The sequence below is a fragment of the Roseivirga sp. UBA1976 genome, from assembly GCF_002336325.1.
GTDB lineage: Bacteria > Bacteroidota > Bacteroidia > Cytophagales > Cyclobacteriaceae > Roseivirga > Roseivirga thermotolerans.
In genome coordinates, this window is the sequence record NZ_DDDQ01000028.1 from 1 (window position 1) to 22,806 (window position 22,806).

Below are 22,806 nucleotides of genomic sequence, written 5' to 3' on the forward strand. Positions count from 1 at the left end.
AAGCTCCTTTTTCATGACCAAACAGTTCGCTTTCGATAAGATTGGCGGGCAGTGCTGCACAGTTTACCTTTACCAGAGGGCGGTTCCTGCGTTTGCTTATGTTGTGGATGGCTCGTGCCAGCAGTTCTTTACCGGTGCCTGATTCACCCAAAATGAGTACTGTAGCATCAGTTACGGCCACCTGTTCACAAGTCGTTAGGATGGCTTTAAAGCGATCGCTTTGAGTAATTATTTCTTCAAAATTATACTCTCCCTGTATCTCCTCTTGCAAGTAAACATTCTCTGCCTCCAATCGGTCTTTGAGATTCTTCACCTCTTGCATGGCCAATACAAGCCTGTTGTTATAAACATTTCGCTCTATTTCTGCAGCAGCCCTGTCGGAGAATATCTTGAGTATTTCCTGTTCCTCATTGCTCAAAAGGAGCGGTTTATTATTAAAAAGAGCAATGTGTCCAATAACCTCTCCCTCACGGTTAATAATAGGAACTCCAAAGTAGCCCTCAACCCCTGTATCACGAATGTACTTTCTATAGGTACCCCGCTCAATAAGCAACGGTTCTTTGCTTTCCATAATTACACCGCAAGGTGTTCCTTCGGTATTATATTCTACATTCTCTCGAAATTCATTCTCCTTAAAGTAGGCCAGGGTTCTCAGTCTCGATTTGCTGGAGTCGGTACATTCCGTAACTACTACCATATGCACATTGAGAGCCATAGACACCCGTTCAACCAGTGTCTTAAAAAAATCGGTACCTAAGGTTGCGGCTGTAGCCTCAGAAAGCGACTTCATCAATCGCTCATGCCTTTTACGCTGCGATATATCTACTATAAAACTTACGTTATACGCGTGTCCTTCAAACTCAATGTGGTTTACGAATATCTCTACCGGAAACTCCGAGCCGTCTTTGCGCAAATGGCTCGACTCAAACCTCAGGCTTTGAACTTGTTTTGACCTGGCCCAGGTGATGGCATATTTTTTCCGGTCGAAGTTGGGGTTAATTTCAAAAATGGTCAGGTGGTTGAATTCTTCAGAGCTGTAGCCGTATTGCTCCAGTGCTGTTTTATTGGCAAAGTGAATACAGCCCTGCTCGTCCATCCATAGAATAGCCGCCAAGGCTCTTTCTACTGTAAAACGAGCTAGCTGCGGATGATCTGCTATGGTTTTATTCAAAGACATCTCACGATATATCGTGAGTAATTTAGGCAAAGTTTCCCTTTAGAAGGTAAAATGTCGGCCAAATGATCTTTCGTGTCAGCCGCTATAGACAAAGACACCGTACATAAACCACAAGAAACAGGACAAATGAATCGGTTATTATTTACAGCTACATTATTGAGCTTTACATTGGGCTTAAGTGCCCAAACCCTTCCTTATGCAAAAAAGCATTATAACCTTACCCGGGGAGTAGCCATAGCAGGTTATGATCCGGTGAGCTATTTCGACCAAAAGCCCCAAAAGGGCAGCACTGCCATTAGCTATAATCATTCCGGGGTAATCTATTATTTTGTTTCCGAGGCCAATAAAGCCGCTTTTGTAAAGAATCCGGCCCTTTATGAACCACAGTATGGGGGGTATTGTGCCTATGCGATTGCCGATGGCGATAAGGTAAAAGTAGACCCACTAACTTATAAAATCATAGACCGTAAGCTTTATCTCTTTTACAATTTCAGAGGCACCAACACCCTTGAGCTTTGGAATAAAAATGAGAAAAGCCTACTCAGCAATGCTCAAAAGCGGTGGTCTGAGATAATTCGCAAATAGCTACACGTACGGTTCTGCCATATTTCAATTAAAAGGCTATATTTAATTAACACTTTTTTCAATGGAACTTCAGAGAGTATCTAAAGAAATCTTATCCCAGCTTATCGACATTACCAGGCAGCTTAAACCAACCGATTTCGCCCAACCACTGAGCATATTATCGGGAAATACCGTAGGCAAGCATATTCGACACATTGTAGAGTTTTTCGACCTTATGCTGGCCGGAAGAAACGGAGGAATTGTAAATTATGATAAGCGCGATCATAACAAAACGCTGGAAACCGATCCCGACCTGGCCATTACAAAGATGCAGTCTTTGCAAAAGGCCATTAGTGAAATAAAGAACGACTTTTCGCTCTCACTAAAAGTTAACTACCACGAGAATGAACAATATGAGCAAACCCTGAACAGCTCGTATTACAGAGAACTCCAATACAATATTGAGCATGCCATACACCACATGGCCATTGTGAAAATAGCCTTGCAACATAGCTTTAAGGCCGTTGAACTTCCTGCTCATTTTGGTGTTGCTTATTCCACGGTACGTTATCAAAAAGAGCTTACATGTGCACAGTAACTTTCTTGCCAAAAGCAAAAGACAACTTTATTCTTACATCCAACCGAGACGAAGATCCTCAAAGAGCCAGTTTTGAACTCAGCCGGCAAACCATTGGTGGCCGGCCCGTTCATTTTCCTAAAGACCCAAAAGCCGGGGGCACTTGGGTGGCTACCGATAAAAAGCGATTTACCTTATGCCTGCTCAACGGAGGCTTCGAAAAACACCACCACAAGCCCCCATACCGTTTGAGTCGAGGACTCATGGTGCTGGAGTTTTTTAACCAAAACAGTGTTATTGAATTTATTGAGCATTTCGAGTTTAAAGGAATTGAGCCATTCACCCTGGTGATTGTAGAGCACCAAAAAGCCCTTCAGCTGCATCAGTTGGTATGGGATGAAAACAAGCTTCATCACAATGTACTACAAGCCAACCAGCCACACATTTGGTCGTCTTCAACCTTATATCCTGAAGACGTGCGCGAAGAACGCAGGCAGTGGTTTATGCAATGGCTAGAAAGGCAAAGGGAAAAAGAATATGACCAAAAACAGGTGTTACACTTCCATAAATTCGGAGGAAAAGGAGATGCCTGGAACAACTTTGTAATGAACCGGGAGAATAAAGTAAAAACAGTGAGTGTAACATCTGCGGAAAAGGCTGACGGGCACTTTGAGCTTGTTCACGAAAGCCTGGTTTAAACCGATAACATAAAAAAAGCCTCTCTGAAAAATCAGAAAGGCTTTAGTGCGCACGAGAGGAGTCGAACCTCCACGCAACTTAATGCACCACCCCCTCAAGATGGCGTGTCTACCAATTCCACCACGTGCGCGATTGAATGGTGGGCAAAAGTAAATAAGAATTCAACTATTTCAAACAATTAACAGTAGCCATTGGCACTTTCTCTTTTGTGAGATCAAAGCTAGTTTTCTACTTTTAGTCGTAGATTCAACAAAATGGATAAGCAAAATCAAAACAAGCTATTAGGCCTTATCTTCATTGTCATAGGCATAGTGGCCGTGCTCACCAATTTCGATGTGCTTCCCTGGTCGGTCAGGCATTACCTCTTTCAGTGGGAAAACATTCTTATTCTTATTGGTCTGTTTCTACTTGTAACCGATCAAAACAGAAAAGCCGGAACGGTTCTGCTAATTGTAGGCCTTATTTTGGTAATTGATGACTGGTTGCGCATTCACATTTCTATTTGGGACCTTTGGCCCCTCATATTGGTTTTTGCCGGAATTCACATTATCAGGCGAACCGTACCGGCACCCCACACTACTCCTCAAGATACTTCGGCCGCACCTCCTGAAAACCTTATTGAAGACATGGCTATTTTTGGAGGAGGAGACCGGGTTGTTAAAACCAAAGACTTTAAGGGAGGTTCGCTCACTGCCGTATTTGGAGGGTCCAACATAGACCTTACCACCAGCAGTATGCAACAACCCGTTGCTACTTTAAATATCTTCTACCTTTTTGGAGGCTCCAAAATTCGGGTGCCCAAAGATTGGGACGTAGACCTGCGTGTAACCAATATTTTTGGAGGCATGCCAGACAAGCGAATCATTTCCGGCCACAGCCACTCTACCGGTAATACGCTGGTCATAAAAGGACTTGTTATTTTTGGAGGGGCTGAAATATCGAACTAACCAATAGGCACTAATAATCAATTGGTTATAGCCAAAAAGTGACTAGTGGCAAGGCGCATTTGGGTGCATTTTTTTAAATTCCTGAATGAAAAAGCTTTTCCTCTCGCTGGCCCTTCTCTTGCTGGGCATGTTACCCACATCTTGCCAAAACGCTCCGGAGGCCGACTTTGCCTTCACCAACGTGAATATTGTTGATGTTGAAGGCGGACAAATACTCGCCAACCAAACCGTATTTATAAAAGAAGGCAAGATTAGTCTTATTGTGCCAAGCAATGAAGCACGCCTGGCCAATACACAAACCGTGCGCCCGGGAGAGGGAGGATACCTTATGCCCGGCCTTGCCGAAATGCACGCACACATTCCCGGCAACCAAAATATGCGCCTGCTAGAAGAAACGCTCTTTCTATACCTCTCTAATGGAATCACAACTATTAGAGGCATGCTAGGTCAACCATATCATTTAGAGTTGAAGGAAAAAGTAGCTGCTGGAGAAATCCTTGGCCCCAGAATTTACACTTCGGGCCCAAGCCTCAACGGCAACTCTGTAACCTCAGTGCAGCAAGCCGAACAAATGGTGAGAGATCAGAAAAAAGCCGGTTATGACTTCATGAAACTACACCCCGGACTAACCTTAGAGAACTTCAATGCCATTGCAAAAACAGCCAAAGAGGTAAACATGCCCTTTGCCGGTCATGTGAGTATTGATGTGGGCATAAGAAATGCCCTGAAGGCCCAATATGCCAGCATAGATCATGTGGATGGATACATTGAGGGTCTGGTTCCTTCCTCCATTCGGGTAAACCCAAACGCCAATGGTTTCTTTGGTCTTAACTTCACCAAAATTGCAGATGAAAACCTGCTGGACGAACTCGTACAACTCACCGTAGAAAATGAGGTATGGATTGTGCCAACTCAGGCCATGATGGAGCGATGGGTGGGCCCGGAAGCACCGGAAACTCTGGCCCAAGAAACCGAGATGAAATACATGAGTCCCTCTACTGTAGACAACTGGGTGCGTACCAAAAAGCAAATCATTGAATCGCCTGCCTACGATGCCGAACAAGCCCTCCAATTCAACACACTGCGCAGAAAGATTATCCAGAAGCTTCATGCTGCAGGAGTGGGAATACTGCTTGGGTCAGACGCCCCTCAGGTATTTAATGTGCCGGGGTTTTCCATTCAACGTGAACTCGATGCCATGGTAAGAAGCGGTATGAGTCCTCTTGAGGCCATTAGAGCCGGAACTCTCAACCCGGCATTGTTTTTTAAGGCTCCCCATGAATTTGGAGCCATAAAAGACGGGGCCTCTGCCGACCTGATTTTAGTCAGAAAAAATCCTCTGGATAACATTGCCCACTTACAAGATCGTGCCGGAGTAATGGTAAGAGGGAAGTGGCTAAGCCGGGAAGAAATTGATAACAGACTTAAAGAAATTGCAAAAAACTATGGCCATTAAACTCAAAAACCTAAGTGTGCTGTGCCTATGCCTGTTTCTACTGGCGGCATGCCATAAAAGCAACGAGCATACCCCTGAAACACTGTTGCTCTACAACGGTAAAATTTGGACAGGCAACGACCAACAACCCTGGGCCGATTGGGTGCTGTTAGAAGGCAGCCGCATTAAAACGGTTGGCCGGAGCAGCAACCTCCCCAAGGCCACCCGGCAAATAGACCTGAAGGGCAAGCTTACTTTGCCCGGTTTTAACGATTCACACGTTCATTTTGCCAGTGCAGGAGCCTTGCTACTGGGTATTAATCTGCTCGATGTAAACGAAGATGTCTTGTTTATAGAACGCATTAAAGAAACCACCCAGCGCCTACCGAAAGGCAGCTGGATAACTCGTGGTGACTGGGGTGCATATGAGGCTTGGGAAATGGGCTCTGAAGGCAGCAACAGAAACCGCCAAAGCTGGCAGCCCAATAGAGCACTTATTGATAACATTACTCCTGAACATCCCGTACTAGTGACCCGTTTCGATGGTTCGGAAGGCTTGGCCAATCAGCTAGCCTTAGACTACTTAGGCATTGAATCGGCCAGTGGCCTGTTAAAGGGAGATCAACTGGAAGCCGCTTTAGAGCAAGTTCCCGAAAGCTCTTTTGAGCGTAAACTGGCCGAAACGAAAAGGGCTCTGGAAGAGTGTGCCAAATGGGGTGTTACCACTGTTCAGGATATGTCTCCCCTGGACCGAGTAGACATTTACCGCTATTTGCTGGAAAGGGACTCCCTTCTTACCCGAATTAACTTTTCACCCTCCCGTTTAAGTGAAATCTACAACATGATGGAAAACGGCTGGGTAATTGACTGGGGAGAAAACCCCTCACCTGCCGGAGATGAATACATTTCTTTTGGCACCATCAAAAGCCACATTGATGGTATAATGGGTGGCCGATCTGCACGCTTCTTTGAGCCCTACTCAGACAACTCTATGGAAAACCATAGTTGGCGCGGGGGCTGGCGCGAATTTTCCAAAGACATGGACCAATTCAAAAAAATGCTCATTCAGGCCGATAGTGGCCACATTCAATTAAGAGTACATGCCATTGGCGATGAGGCCAACTCCATTCTCCTCGATATACTCGATACATTGGACATGGTGAATGGAGCCAAAGACAGGCGTTTCAGATTGGTACATGCCCAAGTGATTGCCGAAGAGGATTTTGCGCGCTTCAGCAGCCGAAACATTATAGCCGAAGTACAGCCCTACCATGTAACAGACGACATGCGATGGATGGAGGAACGAATTGGTTACGAACGGTGCAAAGGAGCCTATGCCTTCAAAACCTTGCAAGAAGCAGGCTGCCAACTGGCCTTTGGCTCCGATTGGCCCGGAACCAACGCCAGTTATTACCCTATTAACCCACTCTATGGTCTTTATGCGGCTGTCACACGCCAAACCGTAAACGGTCAGCCGGAAAACGGCTGGTTTCCTGAGCAGCGCATAGATTTAGCCACTGCCATAAAGGCTTATACCCAGGGCTCTGCATTTGCCACTTTTGAAGAAGACCTGAAAGGACAAATTAAAGAGGGCATGCTGGCCGATATTGTGGTGGTTGACACCAACCTCTTTGAAACAGAACCCCGGCAGTGGCTCAACGCCCGGTTCGACTACACCATTATGGGTGGAAAAATTGTGTATCGGGGTGAGTAGCTTATTGCCTACTCATCCCTAAGCACATTTACCGGATTGTTGTTAGCTGCGCTAAACGACTTAAAACTCACTGTTAAAAAGGCAATAAGAGCCATAAGGCTTCCCCCAAAAATGAAAATTCCCGCGCCTATATTGGTCTGATAGGCAAAATTATTGAGCCAGGAGCTCATCCAATAATACCCGAGCGGAAACGCCAACACGATGGCCACAAGTATAAGTTTAGCATAATCTTTGGCCAGTAACATAACCAATGCATTGGAAGAGGCGCCAAGTACCTTGCGTATTCCAATCTCCTTTTTCGATTGCTCAGCTGTAAAAGACACCAGACCAAATAACCCAAGACAGGCCACAAAAATTGCCAGTGCCGCAAAACCAATGAACACTGCATTAAATTGCTCATCGCTCTTGTATTGTCGGTCAAATCGTTCGTCCAAAAAGAAATAGTCGAAAGGGTTATCGGGGTAAATTGCATCCCACTTGGCCTCAACGTCATCCATAATGCTGCCCAGAGAGCTTCCCGAAAGTTTCAGGGAGTAATAGTTGCCGGCATTGGGGTTGTAGAAAAAAATAATGGGATCGAGATCTTCTTTCAGAGAAGCCTGATGGTAGTTTTCTACTACTCCAATAATGTTCCAGGACTGTTCATTTCCGGGGTTTACTTTCTCTCCAATGGCCTCCTCAGGGGTGTTGAACCCCAGGTGGTTCATGGCGTTGAGATTAAGTAGCACGGCAGCCGTGTCTGTTTTTAAGTTCTTGTCAAAGCTTCGTCCGGCTATTAAGTCAATTTCAAACTGATCGAAAAAATTTTCATCGATATACATGCGATATATATCTCTCAGCTGATTGGGGTAGTGCTTTGAGGTATAGCCGCTTATGAAAAAGTTTTCTATGCCGGGCACACTGTTGGAGAGAGTGAAGCCGGCTATTCCCGGAGTGGCATTAAGCTCTTCTTTAAAAAGCTTTAGCCTGTTCTCCAGATCTTCTTCATCCCTGCCCGAAGAAGGGGAGTGAATAACTAGGGTTTGATCTATATTTATACCCAACTCCTGATTCCTCATATAGTTGAGTTGTTTGACCACTAGAAAGGTGCCCAAGATAAGTGTAATGGAGGCTGTAAACTGAAAAATGACCAACACCTGACGGAACCCAAAACTACCATTTCGCTTGTAAATCTTACCCTTGAGTACTTTGACCGGTTGAAAAGAGGTGAGCACAAAAGCCGGATAAAGGCCGGAACAAAGGCTCCCTGCAATAATCATAACCAGCAACCCACTCAACACTTCAGTAGACAAGAGTAGATGCCTGTCGAGTGTAAACTCAAGAGCACCGTTGATGTACGGAACGGCAAGAGCTACCAGCAAACCAGCCAGCAACACCGCAAAAAGATTGTACAAAAACGACTCGACTAAAAATTGCAACAATAGGTTAGACCGGTAAGCTCCAACTACTTTTCTAATGCCAACTTCCTTTGCCCGCTTCACCGCTCTGGCGGTGGCCAGGTTCACATAGTTGACCCAGGCAATAATGAGTATGAGGGCCGCAATCACCGATAAAAAATAAATCTGATCAGCCCCACCGTTTTCGCCCATGTCCCAGCCAAGACCTTCCGAGTAGAGATGTATATCCCTAATGTTCTGGGTCCAAAGCACCTCTCGGGCGTTATACTTCTCGTACATTTCGGCCTTTTTGCCATCTAAAAATGTTTCGAGCCGGGCATCAAGCGTTTCCTGATCCACATTGTCTGCCGTCTTCACAAACGTGTAGAAGTCATACCAACCCCAGTTGTTGGGCCAATCTTCATAACCATTCCATGATTTAAGTGAGGTAATGAGCTCAAACTTCATGTGTGAATTTTCCGGAAAGTCCTTAAAAACTCCCGTTACCATAAGCTCTCGTGTTCCTCGCCAGTATATGGACTGCCCGATTGGATCCTTATCGCCAAAGTATCGGGCTGCAGCCGACTCAGACAAAACAATTCGATTGGCCTCATTGAGTGCTTCGCGCTTATCTCCTTCAATTAGTTCAAAGCCAAACATTTCGAAAAAGTTGGCATCGGCCAACACTGCATGCTCTTCATTATAGCGAACTAGTGTGCCGCTGGCTGTTTTCACACTATACACCCCTCCTCCAAAGGGCAAAATGCGTGTGACCATTTCAACTTCAGGAAACTCGGCCAGTAATGCCGGAGCAACAGCAGGGTATACCGGAGCACTCTTTACTTTGAGCTGGCCGTTGCCATACATATCCATTACCACCCTGTAGGTGCTTTCTGCCTTTGGGTGAAAATTGTCGTAAGAAAGCTCTTTGAGTACATGGAGGCTAATGAGCAGACAGGCGGCAATACCGGCAACAAGACCGGATAGATTAATGAAACTGTAGCCTTTTTGCTTTCTGAAATTGCGCAGGCTCACTACAATATAATTTTTAAACATGGCTATAGGAATTGAGTTAAATGACCTTTTTCTAAACGATGAGGGCCTAAAGAATTTGAGAACATCCCAGATGAACCACCACCGGGCTTTCCTTAGGCCGTACGTTTGTTTACGATAATAAAATGCTTCCAGAAGATCTCCCTGAATCTCATCAATGAGTTCATCGGCACAGTACCACTCTAAAAAGCGATTGGCCCAATTGGGCAAGTCCTGATGATCGAGGGAGCCTTGTTTCATAGCTGGTAAGAAAAGTTGACCTTGGGCATCATTTGCCACAATTTCTGGCGGCTTTCCTGAATTTGTTCCAAAGTGGAAAGCCCCACCTTGGTCACTTCAAAAATTCGTTTTCTCCGTCCGCCCCTTTCAGCAGTTGCTCCTCCCATTTTTGAAGAAATTAACCCTTTCTTTTCCAATCGTTTTAGTACGGTGTGAATGGCCGAGATAGAAATTCGGCTCTTCATATGCTCTGCATAGGCTTCGGCAACCGTATATCCATAGGCCTCTTCGGGCATTACAGCCACTAAGAGCAAAATGGTCTCTTCTAAGTTTCCCAAACTTTGACTCATATTATTTCAACTATTGTAGAACAAATAAAGCAAGAACCACCCATTTCTACAACATTTGTAGAACTTATTGTAAAACACAGACCAAGCTACCGCTCATCAGACCGTCTGTAAGATTTTCTAAATAACTCTTGCAACAGACTTGCATTTGCAACAATATTGCACAAAAGTTATTCTGATTATGAAAAACATAACCACGATCAAATCATTTCTAATGGCGTTTTTGCTGCTAGGTCTTATGGCCTGCGACAATGACGATCCGGAGCCAGTTAATGAAGAAGAGCTGATCACTACCGTTCGGGTAACGTTTACTCCCTCCGGTGGCGGCTCGGCCATTGTAGCTACATTTCAAGACCTTGATGGCGAAGGAGGCAATGCACCGGTAATTACCAACCCTACTTTGGCAGCCAATACTACCTATAGTGTTTCAGTAGAATTCTTAAATGAGTCGGAAACCCCTACAGAAGATATTACTGAAGAGGTAGAAGAAGAAGCCGAAGAGCATCAGGTATTCTTTGTAGCCGCCAGCGGCCTCAACTTTACTTATGCTTACAACGATGAGGACGGTAATGGCAAGCCACTGGGCCTAATGGGCACAGCCACAACGGGCGATGCCAGCAACGGCACGCTTACTGTATTACTCATTCATGAGCCTAATAAAAGCGCCAGTGGCGTAAGCGCGGGCGATCCGACTAATGCCGGTGGCGAAGAAGATGTAAGGGTGAACTTTAGTGTAACCATACAATAACTCAGTAGTTTTCTCAAATACAATTCCCACGGGGCGGCTGAAGAGCTGCCCTTTTTTCGTTTCATCAACCCTACCATCTATACCATGCAGGGTGTGTATTTTGCCTAATTTTTTGCAATATTGACCGATAAACTACCTAATCCGATAATCATGAAGAAGCTAATAAAATTGAACTGGTTGCTGGTGGCCCTTCTGGCTACAGTATCCCTGGGTTGCGACAAAGACGACCCGGATCCGGTAAATGAAGAAGAACTCATTACCAAAGTAGAGCTCACTTTTACCAGCACAGGGCCTATTAACGAGACCATAGTGGCTAGCTGGGAAGATACCGATGGAGACGGTGGCTCTGACCCGGTGATTGACGATATTGTTCTTACAGAAAGCAATACGTACGACCTTACTCTGGCCTTTTTTAATGGGGCTGTAAACATTACTCCAGAAATAAAGGCAGAAGCCAGAGACCATCAGCTCTTCTTTGAAATCAGCTCGAGCCTTACACTTTTGGTAGAATACAACGACACCGAAACAGATTATACTATAGACGGACAGGATTACCCTGTTGGGCTCAAGAATAATGCTTCGGCAGGAAACGCCAGCACCGGTACTCTTACGGTAATTCTGGTGCATGAGCCAGCCAAGTTCCAAACGGGAGTTGCAGAGGGAGACCAAACCAATGCCGGAGGCGAAGAAGATGTGCGGGTAACGTTTAATGTTACTATTCAATAGCAGCTACTACAGCAACCACTTAAGGGCTGTTTGGGTAAACAGGTGTTAACACATCTGCCGGCCAAAACAGCCTTTTCTTTTATCATTTTGCATTGTAGCTCTCTGTCGAATCTTTTAACTTATTCCATCAATATCAACTTTTGAACCTCCTAGCATGAGCCACAAAATACAGACCCTTTCCGGTTACTTTCATGAGTATCAAAAAAGCGTATTGGAGCCCGAAGCCTTTTGGTCCAGAATTGCTGAATCGTTCCACTGGCGTAAAAAATGGACTAAAACCCTGGAATGGGACTTTGAAGGCCCCAATGTGAAGTGGTTTGTGAATGGTAAGCTCAACCTAACTGAGAATATTTTTGAACGCCATTTATATACTAAAGGAGAAACTCCTGCCATCATCTGGGAACCTAATAATCCGGATGAACCTAACAGAACCCTTACTTACAGCGAATTATATCGCCTTACCAACCAGTTTTGCAATGCACTAAAGGCTCAGGGTATTGGTAAAGGCGATCGGGTGATTATCTACATGCCCATGGTTCCGGAGGCAGCCATCGCCATGTTGGCCTGTGCCAGAGTAGGGGCCATTCACTCAGTGGTCTTTGCAGGGTTCTCGGCTAGTTCTTTGGCCGATCGAATCAATGACTGCCAGGCCAAAATGGTACTGACATCCGATGGTAACTTTCGTGGCCAAAAGCAAATTGAGGTAAAGGCGGTTGTAGATGAAGCCCTGACCAAATGCACATCGGTGCAAAAGGTAATTGTACTGCAACGAACACATCAACCCGTGAATATGGTGACCAACCGCGACCTGTGGTGGCACAATGCAATTGATGGCCAGACCTACGAGTTTGAGGCGGAAGAAATGGACGCTGAAGACATGCTGTTTATTCTTTACACCTCAGGATCTACCGGCAAACCCAAAGGGGTAGTGCACACCACGGGGGGGTACATGGTATATAGCTATTATTCGTTTCTCAATGTATTTCAGTATAGTCAGGGCGATATTTACTGGTGTACGGCCGATGTAGGTTGGATTACCGGCCACTCATACATTGTCTACGGCCCGTTATTGGCAGGGGCCACCACGCTAATGTTTGAGGGAGTCCCCACTCATCCTCATCCGGGCCGATTCTGGGAAATTGTAGACAAATATAAAGTCAACCAATTCTATACCGCGCCCACAGCCATCCGTGCCCTGCAAGCTTACGGTCTGGAGCCTGTAGAACCCTATAGTCTCTCTTCGCTAAAGGTTATAGGTTCTGTTGGCGAGCCTATCAATGAAGAGGCCTGGCACTGGTATCATGACCATATAGGAAAAGGCAATTGCCCTCTGGTAGATACCTGGTGGCAAACCGAAACAGGAGGAATCATGATTTCGGCCCTGGCAGGCATTACACCAAACAAACCGGCACATGCTTCGCTGCCTCTTCCGGGTGTTCAACCGGTGATTGTAGATGCGGAAGGCAATGAACTTACCGGAAATAATGTAGAAGGCAATTTGTGCATAAAGTTTCCATGGCCGTCCATGTTGCGCACCACTTATGGCGATCATGAAAAGTGCAAAAACGTATATTTTTCGACTTACAAGGGCATGTACTTTACGGGCGATGGAGCCAAAAGAGACCATGACGGTTACCTCAGAATACTCGGTCGGGTAGATGATGTGATTAACGTTTCGGGACATCGAATGGGAACGGCCGAAGTAGAAAATGCCATCAACGAGCATCCAAAAGTGGTAGAGTCGGCCGTGGTGGGTTTTCCACACGAAGTAAAGGGCCAGGGTATTTATGCTTTTGTGATTTGCGACATGACAGGACGCACTGAGGAGAGTCTGAAGGAAGAAATAAAAGAGACCGTGCGCAAAATTATTGGCCCAATTGCCAAACCGGACGTAGTGCAAATAGTGCCCGGGCTTCCTAAAACACGCTCAGGAAAAATTATGCGCAGAATTCTCCGTAAGGTGGCCAGCAAAGACCTATCAAACCTTGGTGATACTTCTACCTTGCTCAATCCGGAAGTGGTAGACGACATTATTAAAGGGGCAGGCCTTTGAGCCAATCGGTCTACTGCTTAAAAAAGAGACGACTGAGTAGATTGAGTTTCGGGTACTTGAAGCTCATAACCTAGTTCAGCATTGAGTTTTTTAATAAAATAGGCAGAGAGTAATGGAGAAGCTTTCTCTAAATTCTGGTGTACAAAAAAATAAATATCTGTCAGGCCTCCGGTAGCCACCCAAGCCTTTATTCGTTGCAACCAATCATCTAGCCGAGTATAGTCCGACTCATGGTTGGCTCCCACATAGCGAATAAAAACCTGCGGTGTTGTGAGCCGCATATGAAGCAAATCTCTACGCCCTGCTGTGTCGGTAATGATATTAGAGACTCTTTTAGACTCCAGCAATTGGTAGAAGCGGTTGGCCACATCTTCCTGGTTCAGCCAATCGGTATGTCTTACTTCAACCGCCAGGGGTATTTCTTTGGGGAATCCATTGAGAAAACGCTCCAGTCTATCCCAGTTTTTTGGTCCAAAGTTGTTGTGCAGTTGTAAGAATACCATGCCCAACTTTTCTTCCAGACCAATTAGCGACTCGCAAAATTCCTCGGTATATCTGTCCACATCATTCAGCCTTTTCATATGGCTAATCATCTGGTTTACCTTTGGAAAAAACCTGAAGTGATCAGGTGTCTTTTGCGCCCAGGCCGCATACTGCTCTTTGCTATAAAAATTATAGAAAGTGGCATTAAGTTCTATGCTGTTGAATTGCGTGGCATAGTAGGTCAATTCATCTTTGGTACCTCTCGGGTAAAAACCTTTCAGGTCAGATCGGTTCCATTTGGCACAACCTACATAAATACGAGGCTTTTGAAGTCCTTCTCCCCTGCTTAGCAAAGCAAGGGTTCCTTCATGGTCGGGAGGAAGAGTAAAATCGATGGATTCAGGGTTGGCAACGCCTCCAAATTTCATAGCAAAGAGGTTTATGTGTAACTAACCCAACTGTTGGGCAGATATTCAACCTTTGAAGACCGGGCAGCCAACTCTCTATACGGATGCGGCTGCCTGGTATTAAGCGTCTTCGGCTATTACTTCCTTCACATCGTTGGGCAACATCTGTTTTAGCAGATTCTCTATGCCATTTTTAAGGGTAACCGTTGAAGCAGGACATCCACTACACGAGCCCTGAAGGTTTACCTTAACCACTCCGTCTTGAAATGAAGAGAAACCAATGGCTCCACCGTCCTGTTCTACCGCTGGCCGAATGTATTCATCCAGTATACCCTTTATTTTCTTTACCACTTCTGAGTCGTTTTCATCGAAAAGAGGGTCTTTATCCAGCTCTTCCAGCAACAGTGGTTTTTCGTTTTCCAAATAGGGTTTTATTACAGACTTTATCTCGTCTTGAATTTCCAACCAATCAACTTCCTCCTTCTTGGTTACGGTAATAAAGTTGCTCATGTAAAACACCCGGTCTACATAAGGCAATTGGAAAAGTTCTTGTGCCAATGGCGACTGCTGAGCGGCCTCGGCATTGGGGTAATCAAAGCTGACACCATCTTGAAGCAACATAAAGTTAACCACAAACTTCATTGAGTTTGGGTTAGGGTTGGCTTCCATATATATATTTACCGGTCTCATATCAATTGTAATTTGCTAAGTCTTAACCGCAAAGGTAAGGGATAAGTTCTTAGTCTTCCTTTAATTCGCCTTCTGATTTGGCAACCAAAGAAGAAACCACCGTGTCTCCGGTCACGTTTACAACCGTTCTAAGCATATCCAGTGGCCTATCTACCGGGAAGATAATGGCTATCCATGCCGGATTAAGCCCAACCGATTGCAGCACTACAACCATCATTACCAGGCCTGCGCTAGGAACGGCCGCACTACCAATTGAGGCCAGGGTGGCCGTGAGTACAATGGTTAGCTGCTGCACTAGCGAGAGATCTACCATATGTAGCTGGGCCATAAATACTACAGCTACCGCCTGATACAGGCTGGTACCGTCCATGTTTACGGTTGCTCCTATTGGTAAAACAAAGCTCGATACGTTTTTAGAAACCCCAAGATTTTCTTCTACACACTCCATGGTAACGGGAAGTGTAGCCGCGCTGGAACTGGTTGAAAAAGCCAGAAACTGTGCCGGACTTACCTTTTTGAAGAACTTGCGGTAGGTAAGCGATTTAATAAAGGTGCGAATAATGGTTGGGTAAAACCCGAAAATGAGAAAAAGCAAGCCAAGAACGAGGGTAACCGAGTAAGAGGCCAGCCCTTTAAAAATCTCGAATACCTGAGCCGGTGTATCGGCCATTTTGGCAATTACTCCGGCCAAAAGACAAAACACAAAAAACGGAGCGGCTTGCATTACATAGTCCACCATTTTCAGAAAGACCTCGTTGGCTCCATTAATAAACGAACTCAGCCCGCTCACTTTATCATCGGGCAGAGCAGCCATACAAATGCCAAAGAAGATCCCAAAAAAGATCACCTGCAGCATGAGTTTATCGTTGCCCAGAGAGAGTATTATGTTTTGTGGCACCATGTCTACCAAAAAGGCAAGTGGACCGGCATCCTTATTTTCTGAAGCTGCAGCCTGCTTTTCGGCTACCATTTGTTTCTCTTCTTCAGACATCTCCTGATGTTCATACAGGTGGTCATACTCGGGGTTATCGCGATAGTTCTTGCCATCCAGTATTTCGACACCGTTTTCCAATGCCCAAAACTCATAGCTTAGCCTGTTCTTGATTCGTTGCTCGTCATCGATGAGCGCGCCCGGTTTAATCACGTTGACCAGGAGTAAGCCAATACCCACTGCGGCCACCGTGGTTACCAGGTAAAAGCCAAGTGTTTTACCTCCCATTCGACCCAACTTAGACATGTCTTTGAGGCCTGAAATACCGCTTATGATAGACAGCAACACCAGAGGTACTGCAATGTATTTGAGCATACGAATAAAAATCTGCCCAAAGGGATCGATCCAGTCTATGGTAAATTGATTCCAGCCTACAGAACTTGAGAGGAATGCCCAGATTACTCCGGCAAACAGTCCAATCATGATTTTGACATGCAAAGGAAGTTTCTTCATGACCTGAAAGTGAGGGTTAATTAAGTCGATTAGACCTGCTAATTAGCAAATAATCGGCAATAACCAAAGCTGACATTGCCTCAACGATAGGTACTGCTCTTGGCACCACACAGGGGTCGTGCCTTCCCTTTCCTGATACTACTACCGTCTCCCCGGCTTCGTTGATGCTCTCCTGGTCTTGCATAATGGTGGCTACCGGCTTAAAGGCCACGTTGAAATAGATATCTTCTCCATTGCTTATACCTCCCTGAATACCACCAGAGTAATTGGTTTTGGTCTTTACATGGTCATTTTCGGTGTAAAAAGCATCGTTATGCTCGGAGCCCTTCATTTTCACCCCTTCAAAACCACTACCATATTCAAAGCCTTTTACAGCATTGATGCTCAACATGGCTTTGCCCAATTCGGCATGCAACTTGTCGAATACCGGCTCTCCCAAACCAGCCGGTACGCCCTGTATGACTCCGGTTACAATTCCACCAATGGTATCTCTGTTTTTCCTGGTTTCATCAATGAGCTCAATCATTGCACTGGCCGTGGCACTATCGGGGCATCGCACTATATTGTCTTCGGCAGTGGCTAGGTTAAGTTCTGTATAATTTTTTTGGAGTTGCAGACTCCCCACTTGCGACACATAGGCCTGGCAGCTTACTCCGTAGTGCTTTAACAGCAACTTGGCAATTGCTCCTGCTGCTACCCGAGCCACAGTTTCGCGGGCAGAAGACCGGCCTCCACCTCGGTAGTCTCTCACACCGTATTTGGTATGAAAAGTATAGTCGGCATGTGAGGGCCTAAACTTATCGGCAATGTGAGAGTAGTCTTTACTCTTTTGATCTTTGTTGCGAATAATAATGCTAATGGGCGTTCCTGTGGTTTTTCCTTCAAAAACACCGGAGACTATTTCAAACTCATCGGCCTCTTTGCGCTGAGTTGTAATTTTTGATTGCCCTGGTTTTCGTCTATCAAGTTCGGACTGTATAAAAGCCTCATCGATGGTTAGTCCTGCCGGACAGCCATCGATAACCACTCCCAAAGCCGGGCCATGCGATTCCCCATAGGTATGTATCTGAAAGAGTTTTCCGAAAGTATTTCCCATTATTTCTTAACAAACAAAAACGTTGCGCCCGCCAACATAGCAATTATCAACAGATTGGCTATAATTTGAGTGGTATTATCTTTCTTGAGCGGCTTGAGTTCGTTAGATGCCAGGTCTATGGAATCGTAGAACGAACCCAAATCGGTAGAAGAGATAGAAACATTTTGCTTGCTTTCTCCGGTCACTTCAAGCTTAATTTCTGAACGCAGCGTGTCGTAAGTTTCTGTTTTGGGATTAAAAAACACCCAGCTAAAATAATCTTTGAGGTTGTATTGACCGGGCTCATTGGGTATGCCAAAGTAACTGTACTTCTTGGAGCCGGTAACTCTTCCTGCACCGCGGTTAATGTCTTGGGCAATATTGGGCGGATAAATGTCCATTTCGCGAGTGCCGGGTACTATCGGATCGTTGATACCACTAATGTTTCCTTCGCCATATATATTGAATTCGTAAGAAAAGCTTTCCCCGGTTTCTACCGTAGTCTTGTCAATTTTTTCGTCCAGTTCAAAGTCTCCTACGGCCACTACATCTTTCAGAGGATGTGGCGGCAAGGCTTTTACTTTTACAGTTTTCTCTTTGGTATAAAATGTCTTGAAGTCTTCCTGCCTGTCGCGACCAAAAAAAGAAGGTGAGCGGGCAACTCTGAACTTAATCATTTCGAAAGGCACCGATGGAAACACAACAGGCTCTAGGTTGAGGGGATAATAAGTGGCCTGATAAATTTTGTATCGGGTGTAGTTCTTACCATTAATGGTCACTCGTTCTCCATAAATGTTTTCTATGTTAAAGTTTTCTTCCCAACAGTTTTCGGGTCTCAGGTCTTTGAGAATGGTAGACAGCTGTTTACCGGCTTCGTGAAACTGGAGAGGAGCTCTGTTAGCATCGGCCACATAAAAAGCAAAGGTTGTGGTAAAGCCTTCGCCCACAAAAACTTCGTCTTTATCTGTAGTGAGGGCCAAAAAGGCGTCTTCTTCAACGTCTACAAATTCGGGTTCGCTTCGGTTTCTTCCGCCAAACAGGTCGTCAAAAGCGTCTCTTCCAAATGGGTCGAACCTTCTTCTGGAGTTAGACCTTCGCTCCACCGGTGGGGTTACTTTAATTTGTTTACCCTGAGAGCTTATTTCTATGCCATTGACTTTTATAGTAAACGGATCGAGGGTATACGTGCCTTCTTCCAGCGGCATATAGCTTTGCCTAATGCTTTGGGAAGAGCTTATTTGGCCATTTACAATATTCGTTTTACTGGAAGAAGAGGTTCCTCTCTTGGCAAAACCTTCTATGGTTGGAAAGTCGGTGTAGTTCTTAATAGAACCGTTGCTTACGGTTACGGTGATGGTGAACATTTCATTCATGCCCACCTCATCTGTACCCAATTCAATAGAAATATCTTGTGCCCATAGGCTGCCTGCACAAAAGAGAAGACAGCTCCAAACCATTAAAAATACCCGAGAATTTCTCATAATTTTTCATTAAATTCGTTACCCATTCAGGAAACAGCTTTCAAAGATAAACTCATTTTTGAAAGACTATAACCTGAATTATCTGACCTACGTACAGTAGGTACGACCAAACCTAAAAGTAGATTCATAACCCTAAACGTTCTTAACATGTTGGAGTATTTCAAGACTATTCTCTCAAAGGTGAGCTTCGACAAGCGCCTTTTTGAAAAAGAGTTGAGAAAAGCCGTTAAATCACTCATCTCGGATGAGTTAGAAGAACTGAAAAAGTGGTGTTACACCAAATTTGGCCACATGTATGGCCCGATTATCGACAAACAGTTCGTATTGATAAGATAAATAGTATTTGAACCCAGCCCATCCTAAAACGATGGGCTTAACTTTTTTTAAGGAAATTTAAGTTCCTCACCAACCCACTCCATTTGGTTCTTTTTACTGCCGATTTTCTGAAAACTTCCCGAAAAACCTCCTCTGTTAAATCTTGCCAATTATTGTTAAAAAGTGCTTTTAGTTCTGTAGACGGTTGAAAGGCCGGTTCTTGGTGGGGCGAAGAAAAGCGATTCCAGGGACAAACATCCTGGCAAATGTCGCAGCCAAAGGCCCAGTTTTCCATTTGGTCTTTAAATTCAGTAGGAATCTCTTCCTTAAGCTCAATGGTAAGGTATGAAATGCATTTACTGGCATCGAGAGCGTAGGGTGTTATGGCATCGGTAGGGCAGGCATCTACGCAACGGGTACACGTGCCACAGTAGTCTTTTATAGGACCATCGGGCTCCAGCGGCAAGTCTATGATTAGCTCGGCCAAAAAGAAAAAGCTCCCGGCTTGTTTGTTAATGAGCAAGGTGTTTTTACCAACCCAACCCAGCCCGGACTTCTCGGCCCATTGCCTTTCCATTACAGGAGCAGAGTCTACAAATAAACGGCCTTCTATGGCGCCAACTTCTGCCTTCAGCGCCTCAAAAAACACTTTCAGCTTATCTTTAATCACATGGTGGTAGTCTTCACCGTAGGCATATTTGGCCAACTTGTAATGCTCCGGATGCTCTTTGGCCAGATCTTTTTGTGGATAGTAATTATAAAGCAATGACACCACAGACTTGGCACCGGGAACCAACTTGGAAGGATCCAGGCGTTTGTCAAAGTGGTTTTCCATGTATTTCATTTGTCCATGCCTGCCGCTTTTTAGCCAGGCCTCCAGCCGGGGAGCCTCTTCGGCCAAAAACTCGGCCTTGGATATGCCACAAAACTGAAAGCCTAATTCTTTGGCCTTCTGTTTTACGAAGCGGGTGTTATGAACAATGGCTGACTTCATAGGTGTGGTTTTTCCACGGGCTGAATAAGTCCCGGAGCGCAACTGCTTAACCGAACAGAGTACCTGTTTGCCCTGGTTTTTTCATTTTAAGGTGTTCATAGGCCAAATGGGTAGCCTCACGACCTCGCGATGTTCTTTTTAGAAACCCTTCTTGTATTAAAAACGGCTCGTAAACCTCCTCAATAGTTTCGGCTTCTTCGCCCACCGCTGTGGCAATGGTAGAAATACCCACAGGCCCACCCTTAAACTTTTCGATTATGGTAAGCAGTATGCGATTATCCATATCGTCTAGCCCATGGGAGTCTACATCGAGGGCATTGAGGGCCATTTCGCTTATTTCTTTGGTAATTCTGCCAGTGCCTTTAATCTGAGCAAAATCACGGGTTCTTCTCAACAAATTATTGGCTATCCGAGGGGTTCCCCGGCTGCGTCTGGCTATTTCAAAAGCCGCATCGTCATCGATGGGCGTATTCAGTATATCGCACGAACGCATGACAATCCGGGTAAGTAGCTTGGAGTCGTAGTACTCCAAACGGGCATTGATGCCAAAGCGGGCACGCAGCGGAGAGGTAAGCAAACCTGAGCGTGTAGTGGCTCCTACCAGTGTAAAGGGGTTAAGGCCAATTTGCACTGTTCTCGCATTAGGCCCGGAGTCGAGCATAATATCAATTTTATAGTCTTCCATGGCCGAGTAAAGGTATTCCTCCACTATGGGGTTAAGGCGGTGGATTTCGTCTATAAAGAGTACATCGCCTTCTTCCAGGTTGGTAAGCAAGCCGGCTAGATCGCTGGGCTTGTCCAACACCGGCCCGGATGTTACTTTAATCTCTGAGTCCAGTTCGTTGGCTATTATATGAGAAAGGGTGGTTTTACCCAGACCGGGAGGGCCATGAAGCAGCACATGGTCCAATGGCTCCGATCGTTTTTTAGCAGCCATCACAAAAATTTTCAGGTTGGCCACAATTTTATCCTGACCGGAGAAATCTTCGAAAGACAACGGCCTAAGTGCTCTTTCAATGTCTTTCTCAGACGAATTAAGCTCATCGCCACTGGCATCAAGATAGTCTTCCCTCATTCTTCTTTTTCAATTGATCTGAAAAGATAAGGATAGTCTGCCAGAAACATGAATGAATTAACTAATCTCATAGGCTTGGCAGGCTATTCAATTATCTTTGCCAAAAATAAGGCAATGGATAGGAATAAGCTCTCTAGGATTTATCTTATTGTATTGATGATCGCCATTTTTGTGGTGTACACCTACCGTAAAAATCAGCCACATGAAATGGTAGTAAGGGGCACCACCATGGGCGGTACCATTGGCTACACGGTAAAATACCTCGATAAACAGCAACGCAACTTAAAACCTCAGATAGACTCTTTGCTGGCCGATTTTAACCAGGCTCTTTCTACTTATGTACCTGACTCTGAAATATCGTTGTTCAATCAAACAGGGAAGCATAGTTTCAAACAGCCTTATTTTTATGAAGTGCTGGAAGCCAGCCGCGTGGTGTATGAAAAAACCAACGGGGCGTTCGACCCAACAGTGGGCCCTCTCATTAATGCCTGGGGTTTTGGCGAAGGTGGTTTTATGGGGCCTGACAGTGCTCAGGTAGACTCATTGCTACAGTTTGTAGGTTTTGACAAACTTAGCTTCGACAGCTCTGAGGTGCGTACTTCTCAAACAGGACTGAAACTCAATTTTTCGGCCATTGCCAAAGGGCAGGCCATAGATGTGGTGGTGAACTGGCTGCTGAGCCAGGGCCTTGAAAACTGCATGGTAGAAATTGGTGGGGAAGTACATGCTCGTGGCCAAAACCTTGATGGCGATGCCTGGGTTATTGGCATTGAAGTGCCCGATGAACAGCGTATAGGAGGCATTTTCGATGCCGTAAGGCTGGAAAATGCTGGGTTGGCCACCTCTGGCAATTACCGGAACTTCCGAGTTCTTGAAGACGGCCGAAAGGTGGCTCATACCATTAACCCAAAAACGGGCTTTCCTCAGATGCAGACACTATTGAGTGCCACAGTGGTGGCCCCCAACTGTATGTTGGCCGATGGCTATGCTACGGCTTGTATGGTACTGGGAAAAGACAAGAGCATTGAATTGATAGAAGCAGACCCGAACCTGGAGTGTTACCTGATTTTTGCAGACGAAAATGGCCACATAGACACCTACATATCTGGCGGCCTGAGAGGCAAAACGGTTAAAACAGAAAAAAGTGAATAGTTGAACTTATTCATTCCAATTCGAATTTTCTTAGCATCTTTGCAATCTTGTTGCA

Annotated in this window: 21 protein-coding genes and 1 tRNA gene; 11 read left to right on the forward strand and 11 right to left on the reverse strand. The window is 45.3% G+C overall.

Annotation, left to right across the window (positions count from 1 at the left end; genetic code table 11):
• The coding region (locus tag B3763_RS02385) for a sigma 54-interacting transcriptional regulator (RefSeq protein WP_286743245.1) at window positions 1-1,207 on the reverse strand (1,207 nt) is incomplete at its 3' end.
• 42 nt (window positions 1,208-1,249) lie between these two features.
• Between B3763_RS02385 and B3763_RS02390 the strand changes: the two genes are divergently transcribed.
• From B3763_RS02390 to B3763_RS02400, 3 genes are all read left to right on the forward strand, one after another.
• Window positions 1,250-1,762, forward strand: a complete 513-nt coding sequence (locus B3763_RS02390; protein WP_286743248.1) for a YHS domain-containing (seleno)protein — start codon at window positions 1,250-1,252, stop codon at window positions 1,760-1,762.
• A gap of 61 nt (window positions 1,763-1,823) precedes the next feature.
• Window positions 1,824-2,339, forward strand: a complete 516-nt coding sequence (locus tag B3763_RS02395) for a hypothetical protein (RefSeq protein WP_286743252.1) — start codon at window positions 1,824-1,826, stop codon at window positions 2,337-2,339.
• Window positions 2,327-3,016, forward strand: a complete 690-nt coding sequence (locus B3763_RS02400; protein ID WP_286743255.1) for an NRDE family protein — start codon at window positions 2,327-2,329, stop codon at window positions 3,014-3,016. Before B3763_RS02395 ends, B3763_RS02400 begins: the two co-directional genes overlap by 13 nt.
• Before the next feature lie 47 nt (window positions 3,017-3,063).
• On the opposite strand, the gene B3763_RS02405 is transcribed toward B3763_RS02400, so the two are convergent.
• Window positions 3,064-3,147, reverse strand: a tRNA-Leu gene (locus B3763_RS02405).
• A gap of 124 nt (window positions 3,148-3,271) precedes the next feature.
• On the opposite strand from B3763_RS02405, the gene B3763_RS02410 reads away from it, so the two are divergent.
• The 3 genes from B3763_RS02410 (at window position 3,272) to B3763_RS02420 (ending at window position 7,113) form a co-directional block, all read left to right on the forward strand.
• Window positions 3,272-3,964, forward strand: coding sequence for a LiaI-LiaF-like domain-containing protein (locus B3763_RS02410; RefSeq protein WP_189629000.1), 693 nt, complete (start codon window positions 3,272-3,274; stop codon window positions 3,962-3,964).
• Between the two features lie 85 nt (window positions 3,965-4,049).
• The gene (locus B3763_RS02415) at window positions 4,050-5,420 is read left to right on the forward strand and encodes an amidohydrolase family protein (RefSeq protein ID WP_286743282.1); all 1,371 of its coding nucleotides are present in this window, start codon (window positions 4,050-4,052) and stop codon (window positions 5,418-5,420) included.
• A complete protein-coding gene (locus B3763_RS02420) occupies window positions 5,410-7,113 on the forward strand; it encodes an amidohydrolase (RefSeq protein ID WP_286743285.1) in 1,704 nt (567 codons plus the stop codon). Before B3763_RS02415 ends, B3763_RS02420 begins: the two co-directional genes overlap by 11 nt.
• Before the next feature lie 8 nt (window positions 7,114-7,121).
• Here the strand turns inward: B3763_RS02420 and B3763_RS02425 are convergent, their stop codons facing one another.
• Together B3763_RS02425 and B3763_RS02430 are read right to left on the reverse strand one after the other, a co-directional pair.
• Window positions 7,122-9,782: an ABC transporter permease gene (locus B3763_RS02425; protein WP_286743290.1), complete on the reverse strand. Its 2,661-nt coding sequence runs from the start codon at window positions 9,780-9,782 to the stop codon at window positions 7,122-7,124.
• The gene (locus tag B3763_RS02430; RefSeq protein ID WP_189628996.1) at window positions 9,779-10,111 is read right to left on the reverse strand and encodes a PadR family transcriptional regulator; all 333 of its coding nucleotides are present in this window, start codon (window positions 10,109-10,111) and stop codon (window positions 9,779-9,781) included. The genes B3763_RS02425 and B3763_RS02430 overlap by 4 nt, the downstream gene beginning before the upstream one ends.
• Before the next feature lie 178 nt (window positions 10,112-10,289).
• Between B3763_RS02430 and B3763_RS02435 the strand changes: the two genes are divergently transcribed.
• From B3763_RS02435 to acs, 3 genes are all read left to right on the forward strand, one after another.
• Entirely contained in the window at window positions 10,290-10,856 is a 567-nt protein-coding gene (locus B3763_RS02435; protein ID WP_286743299.1) for a hypothetical protein, read from the forward strand.
• Window positions 10,857-11,006: 150 nt separating this feature from the next.
• Window positions 11,007-11,582 (forward strand): type 1 periplasmic binding fold superfamily protein, encoded by a 576-nt coding sequence (locus B3763_RS02440; protein ID WP_189628994.1) that lies wholly within the window; start codon window positions 11,007-11,009, stop codon window positions 11,580-11,582.
• Window positions 11,583-11,736: 154 nt separating this feature from the next.
• Complete coding sequence (acs, locus tag B3763_RS02445; protein WP_286743306.1) at window positions 11,737-13,635, forward strand: acetate--CoA ligase; 1,899 nt, start codon at window positions 11,737-11,739, stop codon at window positions 13,633-13,635.
• 17 nt (window positions 13,636-13,652) lie between these two features.
• On the opposite strand, the gene B3763_RS02450 is transcribed toward acs, so the two are convergent.
• The 5 genes from B3763_RS02450 to B3763_RS02470 all read right to left on the reverse strand — a co-directional run bounded on the left by B3763_RS02450 (window position 13,653) and on the right by B3763_RS02470 (window position 19,215).
• Window positions 13,653-14,546 carry a DUF72 domain-containing protein gene (locus B3763_RS02450; RefSeq protein ID WP_286743311.1) on the reverse strand — a complete coding sequence of 298 codons (894 nt, stop codon included), beginning with the start codon at window positions 14,544-14,546 and terminating at the stop codon, window positions 13,653-13,655.
• 99 nt (window positions 14,547-14,645) lie between these two features.
• Window positions 14,646-15,215 (reverse strand): NifU family protein, encoded by a 570-nt coding sequence (locus B3763_RS02455; protein ID WP_286743314.1) that lies wholly within the window; start codon window positions 15,213-15,215, stop codon window positions 14,646-14,648.
• Between the two features lie 49 nt (window positions 15,216-15,264).
• On the reverse strand, window positions 15,265-16,659 hold the full coding sequence (locus tag B3763_RS02460) for a dicarboxylate/amino acid:cation symporter (protein ID WP_189628990.1): 1,395 nt from the start codon (window positions 16,657-16,659) through the stop codon (window positions 15,265-15,267).
• Window positions 16,660-16,675: 16 nt separating this feature from the next.
• Window positions 16,676-17,755 (reverse strand): chorismate synthase, encoded by a 1,080-nt coding sequence (aroC, locus tag B3763_RS02465; RefSeq protein WP_286743317.1) that lies wholly within the window; start codon window positions 17,753-17,755, stop codon window positions 16,676-16,678.
• Window positions 17,755-19,215 (reverse strand): BatD family protein, encoded by a 1,461-nt coding sequence (locus B3763_RS02470; RefSeq protein ID WP_286743321.1) that lies wholly within the window; start codon window positions 19,213-19,215, stop codon window positions 17,755-17,757. Before B3763_RS02470 ends, aroC begins: the two co-directional genes overlap by 1 nt.
• Window positions 19,216-19,362: 147 nt before the next feature.
• Between B3763_RS02470 and B3763_RS02475 the strand changes: the two genes are divergently transcribed.
• On the forward strand, window positions 19,363-19,551 hold the full coding sequence (locus B3763_RS02475) for a hypothetical protein (RefSeq protein WP_189628987.1): 189 nt from the start codon (window positions 19,363-19,365) through the stop codon (window positions 19,549-19,551).
• 37 nt (window positions 19,552-19,588) lie between these two features.
• On the opposite strand, the gene queG is transcribed toward B3763_RS02475, so the two are convergent.
• Complete coding sequence (gene queG, locus B3763_RS02480) at window positions 19,589-20,524, reverse strand: tRNA epoxyqueuosine(34) reductase QueG (protein ID WP_286743325.1); 936 nt, start codon at window positions 20,522-20,524, stop codon at window positions 19,589-19,591.
• A 46-nt stretch (window positions 20,525-20,570) separates the two neighbouring features.
• Window positions 20,571-21,599 carry a Holliday junction branch migration DNA helicase RuvB gene (ruvB, locus tag B3763_RS02485; protein ID WP_189628985.1) on the reverse strand — a complete coding sequence of 343 codons (1,029 nt, stop codon included), beginning with the start codon at window positions 21,597-21,599 and terminating at the stop codon, window positions 20,571-20,573.
• Between the two features lie 48 nt (window positions 21,600-21,647).
• Between ruvB and B3763_RS02490 the strand changes: the two genes are divergently transcribed.
• A complete protein-coding gene (locus B3763_RS02490) occupies window positions 21,648-22,751 on the forward strand; it encodes an FAD:protein FMN transferase (protein ID WP_286743328.1) in 1,104 nt (367 codons plus the stop codon).
• Window positions 22,752-22,806 lie beyond the last annotated feature (55 nt).